The organism is Chromobacterium amazonense (assembly GCF_001855565.1).
Classification (GTDB): Bacteria; Pseudomonadota; Gammaproteobacteria; order Burkholderiales; family Chromobacteriaceae; genus Chromobacterium; species Chromobacterium amazonense.
The window spans coordinates 38,865-53,701 of sequence record NZ_MKCR01000031.1 but is presented as its reverse complement, the minus strand read 5'-3'; the positions used below and the strand labels follow the sequence as shown (position 1 = coordinate 53,701).

General features: G+C 63.8%; 15 protein-coding genes. 7 read left to right on the top strand and 8 right to left on the bottom strand.

Features of this window, described 5'->3' with window-relative positions; all coding sequences use genetic code 11:
• Positions 1-207 precede the first annotated feature (207 nt).
• Complete coding sequence (locus tag BI343_RS14055; protein WP_071110156.1) at positions 208-2,352, bottom strand: EAL domain-containing response regulator; 2,145 nt, start codon at positions 2,350-2,352, stop codon at positions 208-210.
• A 138-nt stretch (positions 2,353-2,490) separates the two neighbouring features.
• Here BI343_RS14055 and BI343_RS14050 point away from each other — a divergent pair, with 138 nt between their 5' ends.
• Positions 2,491-3,078, top strand: coding sequence for an Hpt domain-containing protein (locus BI343_RS14050; protein WP_139165743.1), 588 nt, complete (start codon positions 2,491-2,493; stop codon positions 3,076-3,078).
• Between the two features lie 24 nt (positions 3,079-3,102).
• Here BI343_RS14050 and fabI read toward each other — a convergent pair whose 3' ends face one another.
• On the bottom strand, positions 3,103-3,888 hold the full coding sequence (gene fabI, locus BI343_RS14045) for an enoyl-ACP reductase FabI (RefSeq protein WP_043625557.1): 786 nt from the start codon (positions 3,886-3,888) through the stop codon (positions 3,103-3,105).
• Positions 3,889-4,082: 194 nt separating this feature from the next.
• Here fabI and trxA point away from each other — a divergent pair, with 194 nt between their 5' ends.
• The 4 genes from trxA (at position 4,083) to BI343_RS14025 (ending at position 7,105) form a co-directional block, all read left to right on the top strand.
• A complete protein-coding gene (gene trxA, locus BI343_RS14040) occupies positions 4,083-4,409 on the top strand; it encodes a thioredoxin TrxA (RefSeq protein ID WP_043625554.1) in 327 nt (108 codons plus the stop codon).
• Positions 4,410-4,532: 123 nt separating this feature from the next.
• The gene (gene rho / locus BI343_RS14035) at positions 4,533-5,789 is read left to right on the top strand and encodes a transcription termination factor Rho (RefSeq protein ID WP_043625551.1); all 1,257 of its coding nucleotides are present in this window, start codon (positions 4,533-4,535) and stop codon (positions 5,787-5,789) included.
• A gap of 91 nt (positions 5,790-5,880) precedes the next feature.
• On the top strand, positions 5,881-6,492 hold the full coding sequence (locus BI343_RS14030; protein ID WP_043625549.1) for a trimeric intracellular cation channel family protein: 612 nt from the start codon (positions 5,881-5,883) through the stop codon (positions 6,490-6,492).
• A gap of 13 nt (positions 6,493-6,505) precedes the next feature.
• Positions 6,506-7,105, top strand: a complete 600-nt coding sequence (locus tag BI343_RS14025; RefSeq protein ID WP_043625546.1) for a CoA pyrophosphatase — start codon at positions 6,506-6,508, stop codon at positions 7,103-7,105.
• A 90-nt stretch (positions 7,106-7,195) separates the two neighbouring features.
• Here BI343_RS14025 and BI343_RS14020 read toward each other — a convergent pair whose 3' ends face one another.
• A complete protein-coding gene (locus BI343_RS14020; protein WP_043625543.1) occupies positions 7,196-9,064 on the bottom strand; it encodes a sensor domain-containing diguanylate cyclase in 1,869 nt (622 codons plus the stop codon).
• 81 nt (positions 9,065-9,145) lie between these two features.
• Complete coding sequence (nadC, locus tag BI343_RS14015; RefSeq protein WP_071110154.1) at positions 9,146-9,988, bottom strand: carboxylating nicotinate-nucleotide diphosphorylase; 843 nt, start codon at positions 9,986-9,988, stop codon at positions 9,146-9,148.
• A 119-nt stretch (positions 9,989-10,107) separates the two neighbouring features.
• Here nadC and BI343_RS14010 point away from each other — a divergent pair, with 119 nt between their 5' ends.
• Complete coding sequence (locus BI343_RS14010; RefSeq protein ID WP_071110153.1) at positions 10,108-10,782, top strand: energy-coupling factor ABC transporter permease; 675 nt, start codon at positions 10,108-10,110, stop codon at positions 10,780-10,782.
• 11 nt (positions 10,783-10,793) lie between these two features.
• On the top strand, positions 10,794-11,177 hold the full coding sequence (locus BI343_RS14005; RefSeq protein ID WP_071110152.1) for an MAPEG family protein: 384 nt from the start codon (positions 10,794-10,796) through the stop codon (positions 11,175-11,177).
• Positions 11,178-11,179: 2 nt separating this feature from the next.
• Here BI343_RS14005 and BI343_RS14000 read toward each other — a convergent pair whose 3' ends face one another.
• From BI343_RS14000 to BI343_RS13985, 4 genes are all read right to left on the bottom strand, one after another.
• Positions 11,180-11,788: an HAD family hydrolase gene (locus BI343_RS14000; protein ID WP_071110151.1), complete on the bottom strand. Its 609-nt coding sequence runs from the start codon at positions 11,786-11,788 to the stop codon at positions 11,180-11,182.
• A 93-nt stretch (positions 11,789-11,881) separates the two neighbouring features.
• On the bottom strand, positions 11,882-12,907 hold the full coding sequence (gene murB / locus BI343_RS13995) for a UDP-N-acetylmuramate dehydrogenase (RefSeq protein WP_071110150.1): 1,026 nt from the start codon (positions 12,905-12,907) through the stop codon (positions 11,882-11,884).
• Positions 12,904-14,301 carry an MATE family efflux transporter gene (locus BI343_RS13990; protein ID WP_071110149.1) on the bottom strand — a complete coding sequence of 466 codons (1,398 nt, stop codon included), beginning with the start codon at positions 14,299-14,301 and terminating at the stop codon, positions 12,904-12,906. The genes murB and BI343_RS13990 overlap by 4 nt, the downstream gene beginning before the upstream one ends.
• 69 nt (positions 14,302-14,370) lie before the next feature.
• Positions 14,371-14,670 (bottom strand): hypothetical protein, encoded by a 300-nt coding sequence (locus tag BI343_RS13985; protein WP_071110148.1) that lies wholly within the window; start codon positions 14,668-14,670, stop codon positions 14,371-14,373.
• Positions 14,671-14,837: the final 167 nt, after the last annotated feature.

Below are 14,837 nucleotides of genomic sequence, written 5' to 3'. Positions count from 1 at the left end.
CGGGGGGCGGCTGGCAATGGATTAGGGGCTGTTGACGTTTGGTGAGTGGATCGCGTTTGAGCCGATTTGGGCCGGGCGCCTTTCGCGCCGACTCTTCGTTGTTCCGCGCTGGCAGAGAATGAAATGCGGCGCGCGAAACGCCTCGATTCGTCGCGAAATGCACTCCGGCGCGACCGCTCAGCAAACGTCAGCAGCCCCTAGGTAAAGTTAGAAATATTCGACGCCGGCCTGCGGGTTCAGGCTTGCCCGCTGCACGATGAAGGCTTCGGCATCCGCGGCCGGCACCGGCTTGCACAGCAGGTAGCCCTGCACCACATCGACCTGGATGCTGGTTAGGAAGGTCAGCTGCTCCTTGGTTTCCACGCCTTCGGCCACCACCCGCAAATCCATGCGGTGGGCAAGATAGGCGATGGTGTCGCACAAGGCGGTGTCTTTTTCGTCGCTGGCGATATTGCGGATGAACGATTGATCTATCTTCAGCGTGTCCACCGGGAAGCGGGTGAGATAAGACAGCGAGGAGTGGCCGGTGCCGAAATCGTCTATCGAGCTGTGAACGCCCATGGCGCGGAACTGCTGCATCATGCGTATCGATTGCTGCGGCGACAGCATGGTGCAGGATTCGGTGATTTCCAGCTCCAGCGAGGCCGGCGCGATGCCGGTTTCCTTCAGCACCTCGGCCACGAACTCCGGCAGTTCCTGGTCGGTGAATTGCGCCACGCTGAGGTTGACAGCCATCTTGATGTCTAGGCCGCAGCCTTTGTCGTGCCAGCGCCTGAGCTGCTGGCAGGCTTCGCGCAACACCCAGCGTCCAAGCGGCAGGATCAGGCCGGATTGTTCGGCGATGGGAATGAACTGACCTGGCGAAATCATGCCCTTCTTCGGATGCTGCCAGCGCACCAGCGCCTCCACGCCCACCACCTGGCCGCTGGCCAGTTCGATCTGCGGCTGGTAATGCAGCGCCAGCTGGCCTTTTTCAATGGCGTGGCGCAGCTGCTTCTCCAGCTCGATGCGCTCGCGCATCTGCTGGCCCATTTCCGCCTGATACAGTTCGATATGCCGCGTGCCGCGCTGCTTGGCCTGGTATAGCGCCATGTCGGCGTCGCGCAGCAGCTCCTGGCCGTTGCAGCCATGCGGCGCGCCAAGGCTGACGCCGATGTTGGCGGCAATGCTCAGCATCATTTCGTCCACGGCGAACGGCGCGGTGATGGTGTCCAGCACCTGGCTGGCCAGCGCCTGCGCGGCCTTGGCAGTGGCGATGCCGGTTTGCAGCAGAACGAACTCAACGCCGCCCAGCCGACCGGCATGGCCGGTGTTGCCCGCCAGTTGGCGCAGCCGGTCGGCCACGCAGCTGAGCAGCAGGTCGCCGATGCGGTTGCCGTAAACGTCATTGATGTATTTGAAGTCGCCCAAGTCGATCAGCAGCAGCGCGAACGGCGGCCTTTCCTCATCGCTCAGTGCGCACAGCGCGTTCAGTTGCTCCAGCAGGCCGCTATGGTTGTGCAGGCCGGTCAAGTTGTCGAAGTAAGCCAGCCGGTTGATTTTCTCCTGGGCCGCCATGCGCGAGGAAATGTCGATGTAGCTGACGCGCAGCAGATGGCCGGTTTCGCTGGGCAGCTTGCTCAGTCTGACCTCGCACGGCACCGTTTCCCCATTCGGCCGTTGTATGACGCGCTCGAATACCTGCACCTCGCCTTGCATGGCGCGGGCGGCATGCATGCGCACGGTTTCCATCGCCGGCAGGCCATCGGGCTGCTCCGCGGAGTACAGGTCGCCGGGCGTCAGGCCTATCAGCGTCTGCAAGGGCCGGCCGGTCAGCAGCTCGGCTTGGCGGTTGGCGTCGACAAAGCGGCCGGTATCCTTGTCGAACACCATGATGGCCTCCGGCGCCTGTTCGATCAGCGCGCGGAAACGTTGTTCGCTCAGCCGCAGCGATTCGGTTTTTTCCTCAACGAGCTTGCTCAGCCGCTGTTTCAGGCGGGACAGGTCCAGGTGGGTGTTGACGCGGGCCAGCAGTTCGCTGCGTTCGAACGGCTTCGCGATGAAGTCCACCGCGCCGGCGGCGAAGCCTTCCACGCGGATGTCCGCGTCGGAGATGGAGCTGAGGAACAGCACCGGGATGTCGCGGGTGCGGGCATTGAGCTTAAGCTCGCGGCAAACGGCGACTCCGTCCATGTCCGGCAGGCTGAAGTCCAGCAGGATCAGGTCCGGCGGCTGCTTTTGCGCCAAATCCAGCGCCTCGGCGCCGCTTTGCGCCGAGCTGACCTGGAAGCCCTGGGTCGATAGCAGAGCCAGCAGCATCATCAGCGTGGTCATGGTGTTATCGACCACCAGAATGTTGCCAGTAAGCTGCATGCATTCCCTCCTCGGGAATAGGCTCGATGTCTCCAGTCTAGTCTTTTTTCTTTATTTAGTGATTTTGTTAATTGTCTAAACTGCAATAGTTAACGTCGCGTTTGTGGCCATGCCGGGAGGTTCGCGTGAAATTGACTGTTGGCAAGAATATGGCGCTGGCCAGCTTTGCTGGGCATGGCCTTGCTGATCGCGCTGGAGCGGTACCGGATGGAGAGAGTGTGCGAAGGCGCCAATAACGCCAATATCAATGCGGTGCCAAGCTTGAAAATCCTTGGCGAGCTGCGCCGCAATTTTCAGGAAATCAGCGTCCAGGCAGGGCCGCTGGATTATGGAGCGGACACGTTTGAACGCAACCCGGCGGAGGAGGCGTCGTCCGAGGCGGAGGAAGAGGGCTGGCTCGATCCTCAAGCGCTGGCAGGCATCCGCGACATCGATGCCGGATTGTTGCCGCGCATGGTGGCGGCTTGGCTGGGGGAAGGGCCGCGGCTGTTGGCCGCCATACATCAGGCGGCCAACAGCCGCGACGGCAAAGAGCTGTTCCGCGCCGCCCACGCCTTGAAGAATGGCGCGGGCAGCGTGGGGGCGCGGCGGCTGGCCGAGCTGTGCCAATTATTGGAGCAACTGGGCAAGGCCGATGATCTGGTCGACGCGGCCAGTCTGGTCGAAGACCTGGATCAGGTGTTCTACCACTCGCAGGAAGCGTTGAAAGCGCTGCGCGAGGAATAACGCGGCGGAGCGCGCGGTCTCCGCCTATTCCGGCACGTTCAGCGCGTTGACGCTGTAGCCGGCGTCGACGTAGGTGATCTCGCCGGTGATGCCGGAGGACAGGTCAGACAGCAGGAAGGCGGCGGCGTTGCCCACTTCCTCGGTGGTCACGTTTCGGCGCAGACAGGCTTGGCCGGCCGCCATGTTCAGCAGCTTGGAGAAGCCCGAGATGCCGGAGGCGGCCAGGGTCTTGATCGGGCCGGCGGAGATGCCGTTGACGCGGATGCCTTCCTTGCCCAAGCTGGCGGCCATGAAGCGGACCGAGGCTTCCAGGCTGGCCTTGGCCAGGCCCATCACGTTGTAGTTCGGGATCGCCCGCACCGCGCCCAGGTAGGACAAGGTCAACAGCGCGGCCTTGCGGCCCTGCATCATCGGGCGGGCGGCCTTGGCCAGCGCCGGGAAGCTGTAGGACGACACGTCGTGCGCGATCTGGAAGGCCTCGCGGCTCAACGAATCCAGGAAGTCTCCTTCCAGCGCTTCGCGCGGGGCAAAACCGATAGAGTGCACCAGACCATCCAGGCCATCCCATTCCTTGCCCAGCTCGACGAACAGCTGATTGATCTCGTCGTCGTTCTGCACATCGCAGCGGTAGACCAGCTTGGAGCCGAAGTCCGCCGCCATTTCACGGACGCGAGTCTCCAGCTTGTCCACCACATAGGTGAAAGCCAGTTCGGCGCCTTCGCGATGACAGGCTTGCGCGATGCCGTAAGCGATGGAGCGGTTGGAGATCATGCCGGTGATCAGGATTTTCTTGCCTTGCAGAAAGCCCATTTGGTGTCCTTCACATGTAAACAGCGCGACATTATACCGAATGGCAGCCATTTGCAGCAGCCATCTAGGCGAGGGATGCGGCATATAACCTGATGATAGGCAGGGATTCTTCCGCGCAGCGCGCGGTTGCCGCGAGCGGCTGCGCTTGCTACCATCGGGGATTAGGCAAGCTATTTAATTTCGACGAGGAAGCCATGAGCGATTTGATCCATCACGTAACCGACGATTCTTTCGAACAAGACGTGCTGAAGGCCGACACCCCGGTGCTGGTTGACTACTGGGCCGAATGGTGTGGTCCGTGCAAGATGATCGCTCCGATTCTGGACGAAGTGGCGACCGCCTACGCCGGCAAGCTGAAAGTGGCCAAGCTGAACATCGACCAGAACGAGCAGACTCCGCCGAAGTTCGGCATCCGCGGCATCCCGACCCTGATGCTGTTCAAGGATGGCCAGGTTGTGGCCACCAAGGTTGGCGCGCTGTCCAAGAGCCAGCTGACCGCCTTCATTGACAGCCAACTGTAAAGCGTCTATTCTCCACGCACAATCTTCAAGGCGGGTGGCATAAAAAGCCGCCCGCTCCGTTTACGCTTCCACACCCCCGATGGCGTTCCGCCTGAATACTACCGAGTCGACCTCACGACCGCTATGCACTTATCTGATCTCAAACATCTTCATGTTTCCGAGCTCGTGGAAATGGCGATTTCCAACGAGATCGAAGGCGCAAACCGTCTGCGCAAGCAGGATCTGATCTTCGCGCTTCTGAAAAACCAGGCCAAGAAAGGCGAGAGCATCTTCGGCGAGGGTACGCTGGAAGTGCTGCCGGATGGCTTCGGTTTCCTGCGCAGCCCGGATACCTCGTATCTGGCTGGTCCGGACGACATCTACGTCAGCCCGTCGCAAATCCGCCGCTTCAATCTTCACACCGGCGACTCCATCGAGGGCGAGATCCGCACCCCGAAGGACGGCGAGCGCTACTTCGCTTTGGTGAAGGTCGACAAGGTCAATGGCGAAGCGCCGGAGAACTCCAAGCACAAGATTCTGTTCGAGAACCTGACGCCGCTGTTCCCGACCGAGCAGTTCAAGCTGGAGCGCGACATCCGCGCCGAAGAGAACATCACCGGCCGCATCATCGATCTGATCGCGCCCATCGGCCGCGGCCAGCGCGCGCTGCTGGTGGCGCCGCCGAAGTCCGGTAAAACGGTGATGCTGCAGCATATCGCGCACGCCATCACCGCCAACCATCCGGACGCGGTGTTGATCGTGCTGCTGATCGACGAACGTCCGGAAGAAGTGACCGAGATGCAACGCTCGGTGCGCGGCGAAGTGGTGTCGTCCACCTTCGACGAGCCGGCCACCCGTCACGTGCAGGTGGCCGAAATGGTGATCGAAAAGGCCAAACGCCTGGTCGAGCACAAGAAGGATGTAGTCATCCTGCTGGACTCCATCACCCGTCTGGCCCGCGCCTACAACACCGTGGTGCCGGCTTCCGGCAAGGTGCTGACCGGCGGCGTCGACGCCAACGCGCTGCAACGGCCGAAGCGCTTCTTCGGCGCCGCGCGCAATGTGGAAGAAGGCGGCAGCCTGACCATCATCGCCACCGCGCTGATCGACACCGGCAGCCGCATGGATGACGTGATCTACGAGGAATTCAAGGGCACCGGCAACTGCGAAATCCATCTGGACCGCAAGATGGCCGAAAAACGGATCTTCCCGGCGCTGAACATCAACCGCTCCGGCACCCGCCGCGAAGAGCTGCTGATCCCGCAGGACCAGCTGCAGCGGATCTGGGTGCTGCGCAAGCTGCTGTACCCGATGGACGATCTGGAGGCGATGGAATTCCTGCAGGACAAGATCAAGGCCACCAAGTCGAACCAGGCCTTCTTCGACTCGATGCGCCGTTAAGCGGCCTTCGTCGCAAAACATGCCAGACCATGCCGGTCTGGCATTTTTTTTGGTACATTGAGACATGGATTTGCCAAGCCGCGTTTTTCAAATGGAGTGGTTCTCGGCGATCGGCACCGCCGCTTTCGCCGTATCGGGCTATCTGGTGGGCATCCGCAAGCGGCTCGACGTGCTGGGCATCCTGATTCTGGCGGTGGTGACGGCCATAGGCGGCGGCATCATGCGCGACGTGCTGGTGAATCGGGTGCCGCGGGTGTTTTTCGATTACACCAATCTGGCCGTCATCGCCGCGACGGTCCTCTTGGCTTGGCTGCTGGGCCTGCACCGCCGGCGCAGCCGGGCATTGGAGGGGCTGTTCGTGGTGGCCGATTCGCTGGGCCTGGTGGCGTTCAGCCTGACCGGCGCCCAGGTGGGCCTGATGTTCGACCTCAACGCCTTTGGCGTGGTGGCGCTGGGCTTCATCACCGCGGTCGGCGGCGGGGTGGTGCGCGACATGATGGTCAATGACGTGCCCTTCATCCTGCATAGGGATTTCTACGGCACGGTCGCCATCGTGGTGGCGGGCGGGCTGTGGTTGTTCGACAAGCTAGGCTGGGTGGGGGTCTGGTCTTTGCAATTGCTGTTCTGGCTGGGGCTGGCGCTGCGCATGCTGGCCCACGCCCGCGAGATCACGCTGCCCAAGATAGGCAGGCGCGAGCAGTAAAAAGGAAAATAAAATGTGGTCGATGGAGGCAGAAGAGGCCGCGGGGCGGATAGCCCAGCGGCTGCGCGCGTATGATTTCACCGGCAAGACGGGCGACTTGCCGTGTCGTCCCGTGCGCGAGGGCTTGCGCCCGGCGGCGGTGCTGATTCCGCTGGTGTGGCACGCGGACGAGCCTGCGGTGCTGTTCACCCGGCGAGCCGATCACCTGCCCAGCCATCCGGGGCAGGTCAGTTTCCCCGGCGGCAAGCGGGAGGCGGACGATGCGTCCGCCGAGGCGGCGGCCTTGCGCGAAGCGCGCGAGGAAACCGGTTTGCCGGAGTCCGATGTGAGGGTGCTGGGTTGCCTGCCGGACTACGTGACGGTGACCGGCTTCATGGTGACGCCGGTGGTGGGCATGCTGCGGCCGCCCTTGGCGCTGTCGCCGGCGCCCGGCGAGGTGGCCGAGGTGTTCGAGGTGCCGCTGCGGAATCTGTTGGACAAGTCGGCTTATCGCCGGCATGACTACGTGCGCGATGGCGTGGCCGGACAATATCTGGCCTTGGAGTGGCGGCGCTACACCATCTGGGGCGCCACCGCGGCCATGATGTGGATGCTGGCCGACGCGCTGGCTTGAGCGGGCATGCGGTTTGTTGGTCGGATTCGGCCCCGCCAAGCGCTGGCGGAGGTTTCTTGGGCGGCCTGGGGCTGGTGAGCGGGCCGCCGCTCAGGGCGTGTCCTGATCGCACAGGATGATGTTGCGTCCGGACAGCTTGGCTTCGTACAGCAGCTTGTCGGCGCGCGACACCATGGTGGCCGGCGTGTCGCCGGGTCGCCAGTCGGTGATGCCGCCGCTGAATGTGATGCGTTGTTCGACGAAGGGGAAGGTGGTGTGGGTCAGCGCCATCTGCATGCGCAGCATCACCTTGTGTGCGTCGCGCAGGCGGGTGTAGGGGAAGACCACCATGAACTCTTCGCCGCCGATGCGGGCGTTGATGTCGGTGTTCCGCGTGGAATCGCGCAGCGCGTTGGCCACGGCCACCAGCACATCGTCGCCAGCTTGATGGCCGTATTGGTCGTTGAATTTCTTGAAGTGGTCGATATCGAATACCGCAATCGCCATGGTCTGGCCGTAGCGCTCGCAGCGGCTGATCTCGTCCTTCAGCACCATGTCGCCGTGGCGACGGTTGTATAGCCGGGTCAGCGGGTCGGTGATGGCCATCTCGGCCAATTGCAGATTGCTCTCGTGCAGCTGTTGTTCCAGCTGCTTGCGACCGGAGATGTCGTACATGGCGACCAGCGAGGACGGCGACCCTTCGCGGTTCAGCTGTTGCAGCGATACGATCGCCCACAGGCGGCTCTTGTCTTCCAGTTCCAGTTCGACCTCGCGCTGCAGCGCGTCTTCGCCGTCCAGCAGCCAGCGCTCCACCGGCTGCAGTTTCAGCGGCAGGTTCAATTCGCGGCCGGCGGCTTCGGCTTGCTGCGGCGGCAAGCGCAGCAGCTCCCGCGCCGGGGCGTTGGCGTGCTGGATGCGCAGCGTTTGCGGATTCACCAGCAACAGGGCGAGTGGGGCGGTGTCGAGAATGCGGCGCGCCTGCTCTTCGCTTTCGCGGATGCGCTCGTTGCCGCGCAGCAGCTGTTGATGCTGGTTGAGGTTGGACAGATGCTTGCGCAGCGCCAGCAGCGTCAGCGCGGCCACGAACAGCCAGCCCGGCAGCGCCAGCCAGGCCTTGTCCCAGACATAGCGGGTGAAATCCTCTCGCGAGATGCCCACCGCCACCTGGAACGGGTAGTTGCCGGTCTGGCGCACGCTGTACAAGCGCATCGAGCCGTCGAAACTGGATGGCGCGCTGAACAGCATCTGGCTGGCGTCGCGCGACATCATGACGTGCGGCTGCAGCGGCCGGTAGCTTTGCGGGTCTTTGCCTTGCACTTTGGGCCAGCGGGCTATGGTCAGCTGGCTCTGGTCCAGCACCAGAATCTCGCCGTGCTCGCCCACGGTCAGGCGGCTGACTTCGTCTTGGAAAAAGTTGTGGTTGATCAGGCCAGTGGCCATGCCGACCAGGTTGCCATTGGCGTCGTACAGCTTGTTGGCCAGCACGATGCCGCCGGCGGTGGGGCTGTGCACAACCGCAGTGTACTTGCTCTCCTGCGGCTCGCCACGGTGCAGCCAGCGACAGAATTCGCTGTGGCGGGCATGAGCGGCGCTGTCCGGCTTGCTGCTGAAGATGGTCTGGCAGGCGGTATCGACGATTTCGATCTGGCTCAGGTAGGACGCCAGCCGCAATTGTTGCTGCAGTTTCTGCTGCAGATCCTGTTGAGCCTCCGGCGGCAGGCTGCCGCTGCGCAGCAATTTCTGCACTTCCGGGATCTGGTTGCTGCTTTGCAGGATCAGGCCGGCCTCATGGATGCCTGAGCTTAGCCGTTCCGACAGCAGCTGGCTCAGGCCATTGGCCTGGTGGCTGGCCTCGTTCTCCACCTGGCGATAGCTGATGACCAGGTCCAGCAGCACCAGGCTCAGCGTGACCAACAGCAGCAATGCCGCGCCCCATTTGGCATGGCGAGCGGAGCGGTGCACGTGCTTGCGGTTGGTCATTTCCATATCAGGGCGGGGTATGCGTTGTCTATTGTTCTAAGGTCTTCAGTATGACATCTAAAGCCGCCGCTGCGTAGTTGCTTACAGGGTAAAGCGCATGGACAGATCAATGGCGCGGACGTCCTTGGTCAGCTTGCCTACCGAGATGCGGTCGACGCCGGTGGCGGCGATGGCGCCCACGGTGTCCAGGTCGATGCCGCCTGAGGCTTCCAGCTGGGCGCGGCCGGCGGTCAGCTCCACCGCTTGGCGCATCTGCTCGGTGCTCATATTGTCCAGCAGGATCAGCGTGGCGCCGTGGCGCAGCGCCTCTTCCAGCTGTGCCAGCGTTTCCACCTCGATCTGCAGCGTCACGCCGGGGGGCAGGTCCGCCAGGGCCTGCTCCATGGCGGCGGCGATGCCGCCGGCCGCCATGATATGGTTTTCCTTGATCAGGATGCCGTCGAACAGTCCTATGCGCTGGTTGGCGCCGCCGCCGACGGTGACGGCGTATTTCTGCGCCAGCCGCAGGCCGGGGACGGTCTTGCGCGTGTCGTGGATGCGCGCGCGGTGGCCGGCTGCGGCATCGACGTAGCGGCGGGTTTCGCTGGCCACCCCGGACAGCAGCTGCAGGAAGTTCAAAGCGCTGCGTTCGGCGGTCAGCAGCGCGCGCGCCGGACCGGCGATGCGGCACAACTCGCTGTCGGCGGAGACCTTGTCTCCTTCTTTCACCCGCCATTCCACTTCGCAGCGCGGGTCTACCTGGCGGAAGCATTCATCAAACCAGGCTTGGCCGCAGATCACCGCGTCCTCGCGCGCGATGACGCGGGCGGAGCCGATTTTGTCGGCGGGAATCAGGCGGGCGGTCCAGTCGCACTGGCCAATGTCTTCGGCCAGCGCCTGACCGACTTGCTGGGCAATCAGGTGGGGGGCGGGTAGGGCGGTCATGCGGGTCTCCATCCAAAAGCGTATTGTAACGGCAGTCTTGCGAAAAAGGCGCGCGACGCGGCGCGAACGGCGCTTGGCATCTGGTATGCTGGCAGGCATCGAACCGCAAGCTCAATGTCATGGATTTGTCGGCTTCTCTGTTTGGTCCCTGGATTGCCTGGTTGGCAAACGCTCTGGCGCTGGCCGGATTGTGCGTGGCCGCCTGGCGCGTGCCGTGGCGGCAATTGGACGCCGCGGCGCTGAATGCCTGGATGGGCGCCTGCGTATTCGATTTGGCGCTGTGGCTGCTGCGCGCGGGCTTGCATCCCGGCTTGTCGTTTCACATGCTCGGCGCCGCGCTGTTCACCTTGTTGATGGGGCCGTGGCTGGCATTGCTGGCCTTGGCCGCGGTGCAGATCGGGCTGGCGGCCGGCGGCCATGCCGATTGGCTTGCCTTGGGCTTGAATTGGTTGTTGACGGCGCTGCCGGCAGTCGTCTTGACCGGCGTTGGGTTGCACCTGGCGCGGCGGTTCCTGCCGCCGCATTTCTTCGTCTATGTGTTCGTCAACGGCTTTCTGGCCGGCGGCGCCAGCTTGATCTGCGCCGCGGCGTGCGGCTTGCTGGTGCTGGGGCTGGCCGGAGTCTACCCCTGGGATGCCTTGCTGGAAGAGGCTGTGCCGTATTATTTCCTGCTGTCGTGGTCCGAGGCCTTTACGACCGGCTTGTTGCTGGCAGTGTTGGTGGTGTATCGACCGCATTGGGTCGCTACCTTCGATGATGAGCGCTATCTCGGCGATTGGCCGGGCAAGCGTTGAGGAGAATCGCGATGCCGTTTGTCTTATGGAGTTTGTTGCTGGCGGCCGTGTTGCCGTTGATCTGGGCCGGGGTATCCAAGGCCGGGACGCGTTACGACAATCATAAGCCGCGCGAAGTGGCGGCCAGGGCGGATGGCTATCGCCAGCGCGCGGGCTGGGCGCAGCAGAACGCCTGGGAGGCCTTGCCGACCTGGACGGCGGCAGTCGTGGCCGCCTGGCTGATGAAGGTGCCGGAGGCGGCGATGAATGCCGCCGCGGCCGTCTTCGTGCTGGCGCGCGTCGCCCACGGTCTGCTGTATATCGCCAACCAGGCCTCGCTGCGTTCCTTGGCCTGGCTGGTGGGGATGCTGGCGGCGCTGTACCTGTTCCTGCGCGCCGGCGGCCTAATCGGCTGAGGTTACAGCCAGCCTTGCGCGCGCAGCGTGGCTTGCAGCTGCTCGAAGCCGACTGTGTGGAAGGCTTGCCAGCCGATGGCGCGGGCGGCTTCCACGCATTCGATGTTGTCGTCGAAGAAGGCGATCTGCTCTCCTTGCAGATCCAGCGCCTGCTCGACATGGCGATAGATCGCCAGATCGGGCTTGCGCAAATGCAGCAGATGAGAGGCGAATGTATGCTGGAAATGCCCCAGCAGCCCGAACTCCCGCTCTATCTTGCGCCAATGCAACGCGTTGTTGTTGCTGAGCGCCGCCAGCGGGAAGGTTTGGGACAGGGTGTCGAGCAATTCGCCAGCGCCAGGGTAGCAGCCCGCCAGCCAGGCGGATAATTGCTCCTGCATCGCTTGCAGGGAGAGGCCCAGCTGCAGCGCATCCACCATCGCCGCGCAGAATGCCTGCGGCGTGCATTCGCCCAGGTCCAGCCGCGCCACCCATGGATTCTCTATCCAGAACCGGCGCGCCTCTTCCCGTGACAAGGTGCCGCCGGACAGCCGCATCAGCGGATCGATGCCGTTCCAGTCCACCAGCACGCCGCCCAGATCAAACACCAATACGCTAGGTTTGCTGCTCATCGCGCCCTCTTTAGATTTTGATTGCCGGCGGTCAAATCCCGCCGCAGGATGATGGCTAGAGTGGCTTTCGCAGGATCGGTTCCCGCAAGAAAACTACAAAATCAGCGGCTCCGGCTCCAGCGCCACGCCGAATCGTTCCCGAACGGCCTCCTGAACCTTGCGGGCGAGGGCGTGCAGTTGCGCGCCGCTGGCCTCGCCGTAGTTGACCAGCACCAGCGCCTGCTTGGCGTGCACGCCGGCGTCGCCGTCGCGGTAGCCCTTCAAGCCGCATTGGTCGATCAGCCAGCCGGCGGCCAGTTTGACCCGGCCGTCGGCGGCGGGGTAGTGCGGCAGCTGCGGGTGGCTGGCCAGGAGCTGCTCGGCCTGCGCGGCCGATACCACCGGGTTCTTGAAAAAACTGCCGGCATTGCCCAGCACGGCGGGATCCGGCAGCTTGCTCTGGCGTATGGCGATGACCGCGCGGCTGATGTCGCTCGGGGTCGGCGCCGTGATGCCGTCGGCGGCCAGCTGCCGGGCGATGTCGCCGTAGCCGGTGCGCAAGCTGGCATGGCGCGACAGCCTGAAGCGCACGGCGATCACCAGCAGCCGGCCGGCAGCCTCGTGTTTGAACACACTGTCGCGGTAGCCGAAACGGCAATCGGCATTGGACAGCACCAGCGGGGCGCCGTCGCGGTCCAGCTGGGCGCAGACGACTTCATGCAAATGGTCCTTCACCTCCACGCCGTAAGCGCCGATGTTCTGCACCGGGCTGGCGCCCACGGTGCCGGGAATCAGGCTGAGGTTTTCCAGGCCGTACCAGCCTTGCTCCAGGGTATGCAGCACAAAATCGTGCCAGTTTTCGCCGGCCGCGGCCTCGACGATCACGTGGCCGCCGTCTTCGCGCAACAGGCGGATGCCTGTCAGCGCCACTTTGATCACCAAGCCAGGGTAATCGCGCGTCAGCAGCAGATTGCTGCCGCCGCCCAGCCACAGCACCGGACCCTGGTGGTATAGCGGATGGGCCAGCAGGGCGGGCAGGTCGGCCAGATCGTCCAGCCGGCAGAAGTGGGCGGCGCGCGCCGCCAGGCCAAAGGTGTTGTATGGACGCAGATCGACGTCTGCTTGAAACTGCAGGGTCATAGCAGGATTCCTTGGTCGCGGCGCAGCCGCTGGCGGCTGGCGCGGGCCAGATAATAAGTGAGCAGCAGGCCGGCCAGCGTCAGGCTGATCACCAGAGCGGTCCAGAAGCCGTAGATGCCCATTCGCGGCACGATCCAGTCGGTCAGTCCAAGCAGGATGCCCAGGCCGAGGCCGGCGATCCAGAACGAGGTGATGTGTATGGCCATCGGGATGGCGGTCAGCTTGTAGCCGCGCAGCGCGCCGGAGGCGATGGTCTGGGCGGCGTCGGTCAACTGATAGACGGCGGCGAACAGCAACAGGGTGGTGCCCATGGCGATCACGCGCGGGTCCTCGCTGTACATGCGCATGATGGGTTCGCGCAGCAGCAGAACCAGGATCATGGCGGCGCCGGCCATGGCCAGCCCCATGGCCAGGCCGACGCCGGAAATGAAGCGGGCGGCCTTGTAGTCGCCGGCGCCGGCATGGTGGCCGACCCGCACCGACAAGGCGGTGGCCACGCTTTGCGGCAGCATGTAGATCAGGCTGGAGAAGTTCAGCACCGATTGGTGGGTGGCCACCACCACGGTTCCCAGCTCGGCGATCAACAGCGCGATGAAAGAGAACAGGCTGACTTCGACAAAGAAGGACAGGCCGATGGGCGTGCCCAGCTTGAGGAAGGCGGCGAAGCGGCGCCAGTCCGGCGCGGCCAGCGACGCCAACACCCGGTTGCCGCGGAAGGCCTTGTGCCAGCTGACATAAGCCAGCAGCGCCAGACAGTTGAACCAGAACACGATGCCGGTTGCCCAGCCGCAGCCGGCGCCGCCCATCTTGGGCAGGCCGAACAGGCCGTGGATCAGGATGTAGTTCAGCGGAATGTTCAGCGCCAGCGCCAGCAGGCTGACCACCATGATGGGTTTGGGATGGCCCAGGCTGGAGGCGTAGGCGTGCAGCGCGCGGTGCGCCATCGCGGCCGGCATGCCGATGGCGGCGCCGGTGATGAACAGCATCACCTTGTCTATCACTTGCGGCGGCAGGTCCAGCACATGGCGCAGCGGGGCTTCCAGCAGCAGCATCAACAGCGCGCCCAGCGCGCCCAATAGCAGGCCGAACCACAGCCCCTGGGAGGCGTCGCGGCCGAATTCGCGCGTCTGGCCGGAGCCAAGGTGGTGGGACAGGATGGGATTGAGCGCCGCGACCACCCCCATCAGCGTCACATAGACGGTGATGAACACGCTGGCGCCCAGCGAGACGGCGGCCAGATCGTCGGTGCCGACGCGGCCGGCCATCACGGTGTCGACGAAGCCGGTCGCCACTTGGGCGATCTGGGCGATCATCATCGGCAGCGCGAGGCGCGCGATCTGACGCGCCTCGGCCATGATTTCGTGGCGCGTGGCGCGATTGAGTTCAAACAGCATGGGCTTTGGCGGGATTTTCGGCGGAAAACGCCAATTATAGCCGCGCGGGCCGCATGCTGTCGCGTCGGCTCAAATTCTCACCGGCGGATCGCGGCGCAGGTCGCAGCTGATGATCAGCGTGTCGCCATAGCGGGCGTTGATCGCCAGCGCGTCGGCCAAGCTGATGTCGCTGACGGTCCGTTGTTGATCGCTGTGTTCCACGTCATAGCCTTGATCGCGGGCGAAGGCGGCCAGCTCATGCAGCGCATGGCCGTCGCCGTACGGCAGGGGGGTGGCGCTCAGGCTGCCACACAGGGGGCGAGGTCTTCCCACGGCATCAAAAATCGCAAAAGAGAAATCGGTATAGCTGTCTTGCAGGCAGTCGTACATGTTTGGCTCTCCCAAGTTCGGTCGCGCTGTGCGTGCCGGGCTTGAGTCCGCCGGCGACGCTTTAGCAGGATTTTTAGGCGCCCTGCAAGTTGTCATTAACTCGGCGCCCGAGCCGATCGGGACGACTTGCGGGAGAACGGTGCCAATCAGCCAGCCAAGAAAAAACC

What these genes read in the sequence shown, in the direction of transcription:
- BI343_RS14055 (WP_071110156.1), bottom strand. Translation starts at nt 2,352, where the DNA reads ATGCAGCTTACTGGCAACATTCTGGTGGTCGATAACACCATGACCACG.
- fabI (WP_043625557.1), bottom strand. Translation starts at nt 3,888, where the DNA reads ATGGGCTTTCTGCAAGGCAAGAAAATCCTGATCACCGGCATGATCTCC.
- trxA (WP_043625554.1), top strand. Translation starts at nt 4,083, where the DNA reads ATGAGCGATTTGATCCATCACGTAACCGACGATTCTTTCGAACAAGAC.
- rho (WP_043625551.1), top strand. Translation starts at nt 4,533, where the DNA reads ATGCACTTATCTGATCTCAAACATCTTCATGTTTCCGAGCTCGTGGAA.
- BI343_RS14030 (WP_043625549.1), top strand. Translation starts at nt 5,881, where the DNA reads ATGGAGTGGTTCTCGGCGATCGGCACCGCCGCTTTCGCCGTATCGGGC.
- BI343_RS14025 (WP_043625546.1), top strand. Translation starts at nt 6,506, where the DNA reads ATGTGGTCGATGGAGGCAGAAGAGGCCGCGGGGCGGATAGCCCAGCGG.
- BI343_RS14020 (WP_043625543.1), bottom strand. Translation starts at nt 9,064, where the DNA reads ATGACCAACCGCAAGCACGTGCACCGCTCCGCTCGCCATGCCAAATGG.
- nadC (WP_071110154.1), bottom strand. Translation starts at nt 9,988, where the DNA reads ATGACCGCCCTACCCGCCCCCCACCTGATTGCCCAGCAAGTCGGTCAG.
- BI343_RS14010 (WP_071110153.1), top strand. Translation starts at nt 10,108, where the DNA reads ATGGATTTGTCGGCTTCTCTGTTTGGTCCCTGGATTGCCTGGTTGGCA.
- BI343_RS14005 (WP_071110152.1), top strand. Translation starts at nt 10,794, where the DNA reads ATGCCGTTTGTCTTATGGAGTTTGTTGCTGGCGGCCGTGTTGCCGTTG.
- BI343_RS14000 (WP_071110151.1), bottom strand. Translation starts at nt 11,788, where the DNA reads ATGAGCAGCAAACCTAGCGTATTGGTGTTTGATCTGGGCGGCGTGCTG.
- murB (WP_071110150.1), bottom strand. Translation starts at nt 12,907, where the DNA reads ATGACCCTGCAGTTTCAAGCAGACGTCGATCTGCGTCCATACAACACC.
- BI343_RS13990 (WP_071110149.1), bottom strand. Translation starts at nt 14,301, where the DNA reads ATGCTGTTTGAACTCAATCGCGCCACGCGCCACGAAATCATGGCCGAG.
- BI343_RS13985 (WP_071110148.1), bottom strand. Translation starts at nt 14,670, where the DNA reads ATGTACGACTGCCTGCAAGACAGCTATACCGATTTCTCTTTTGCGATT.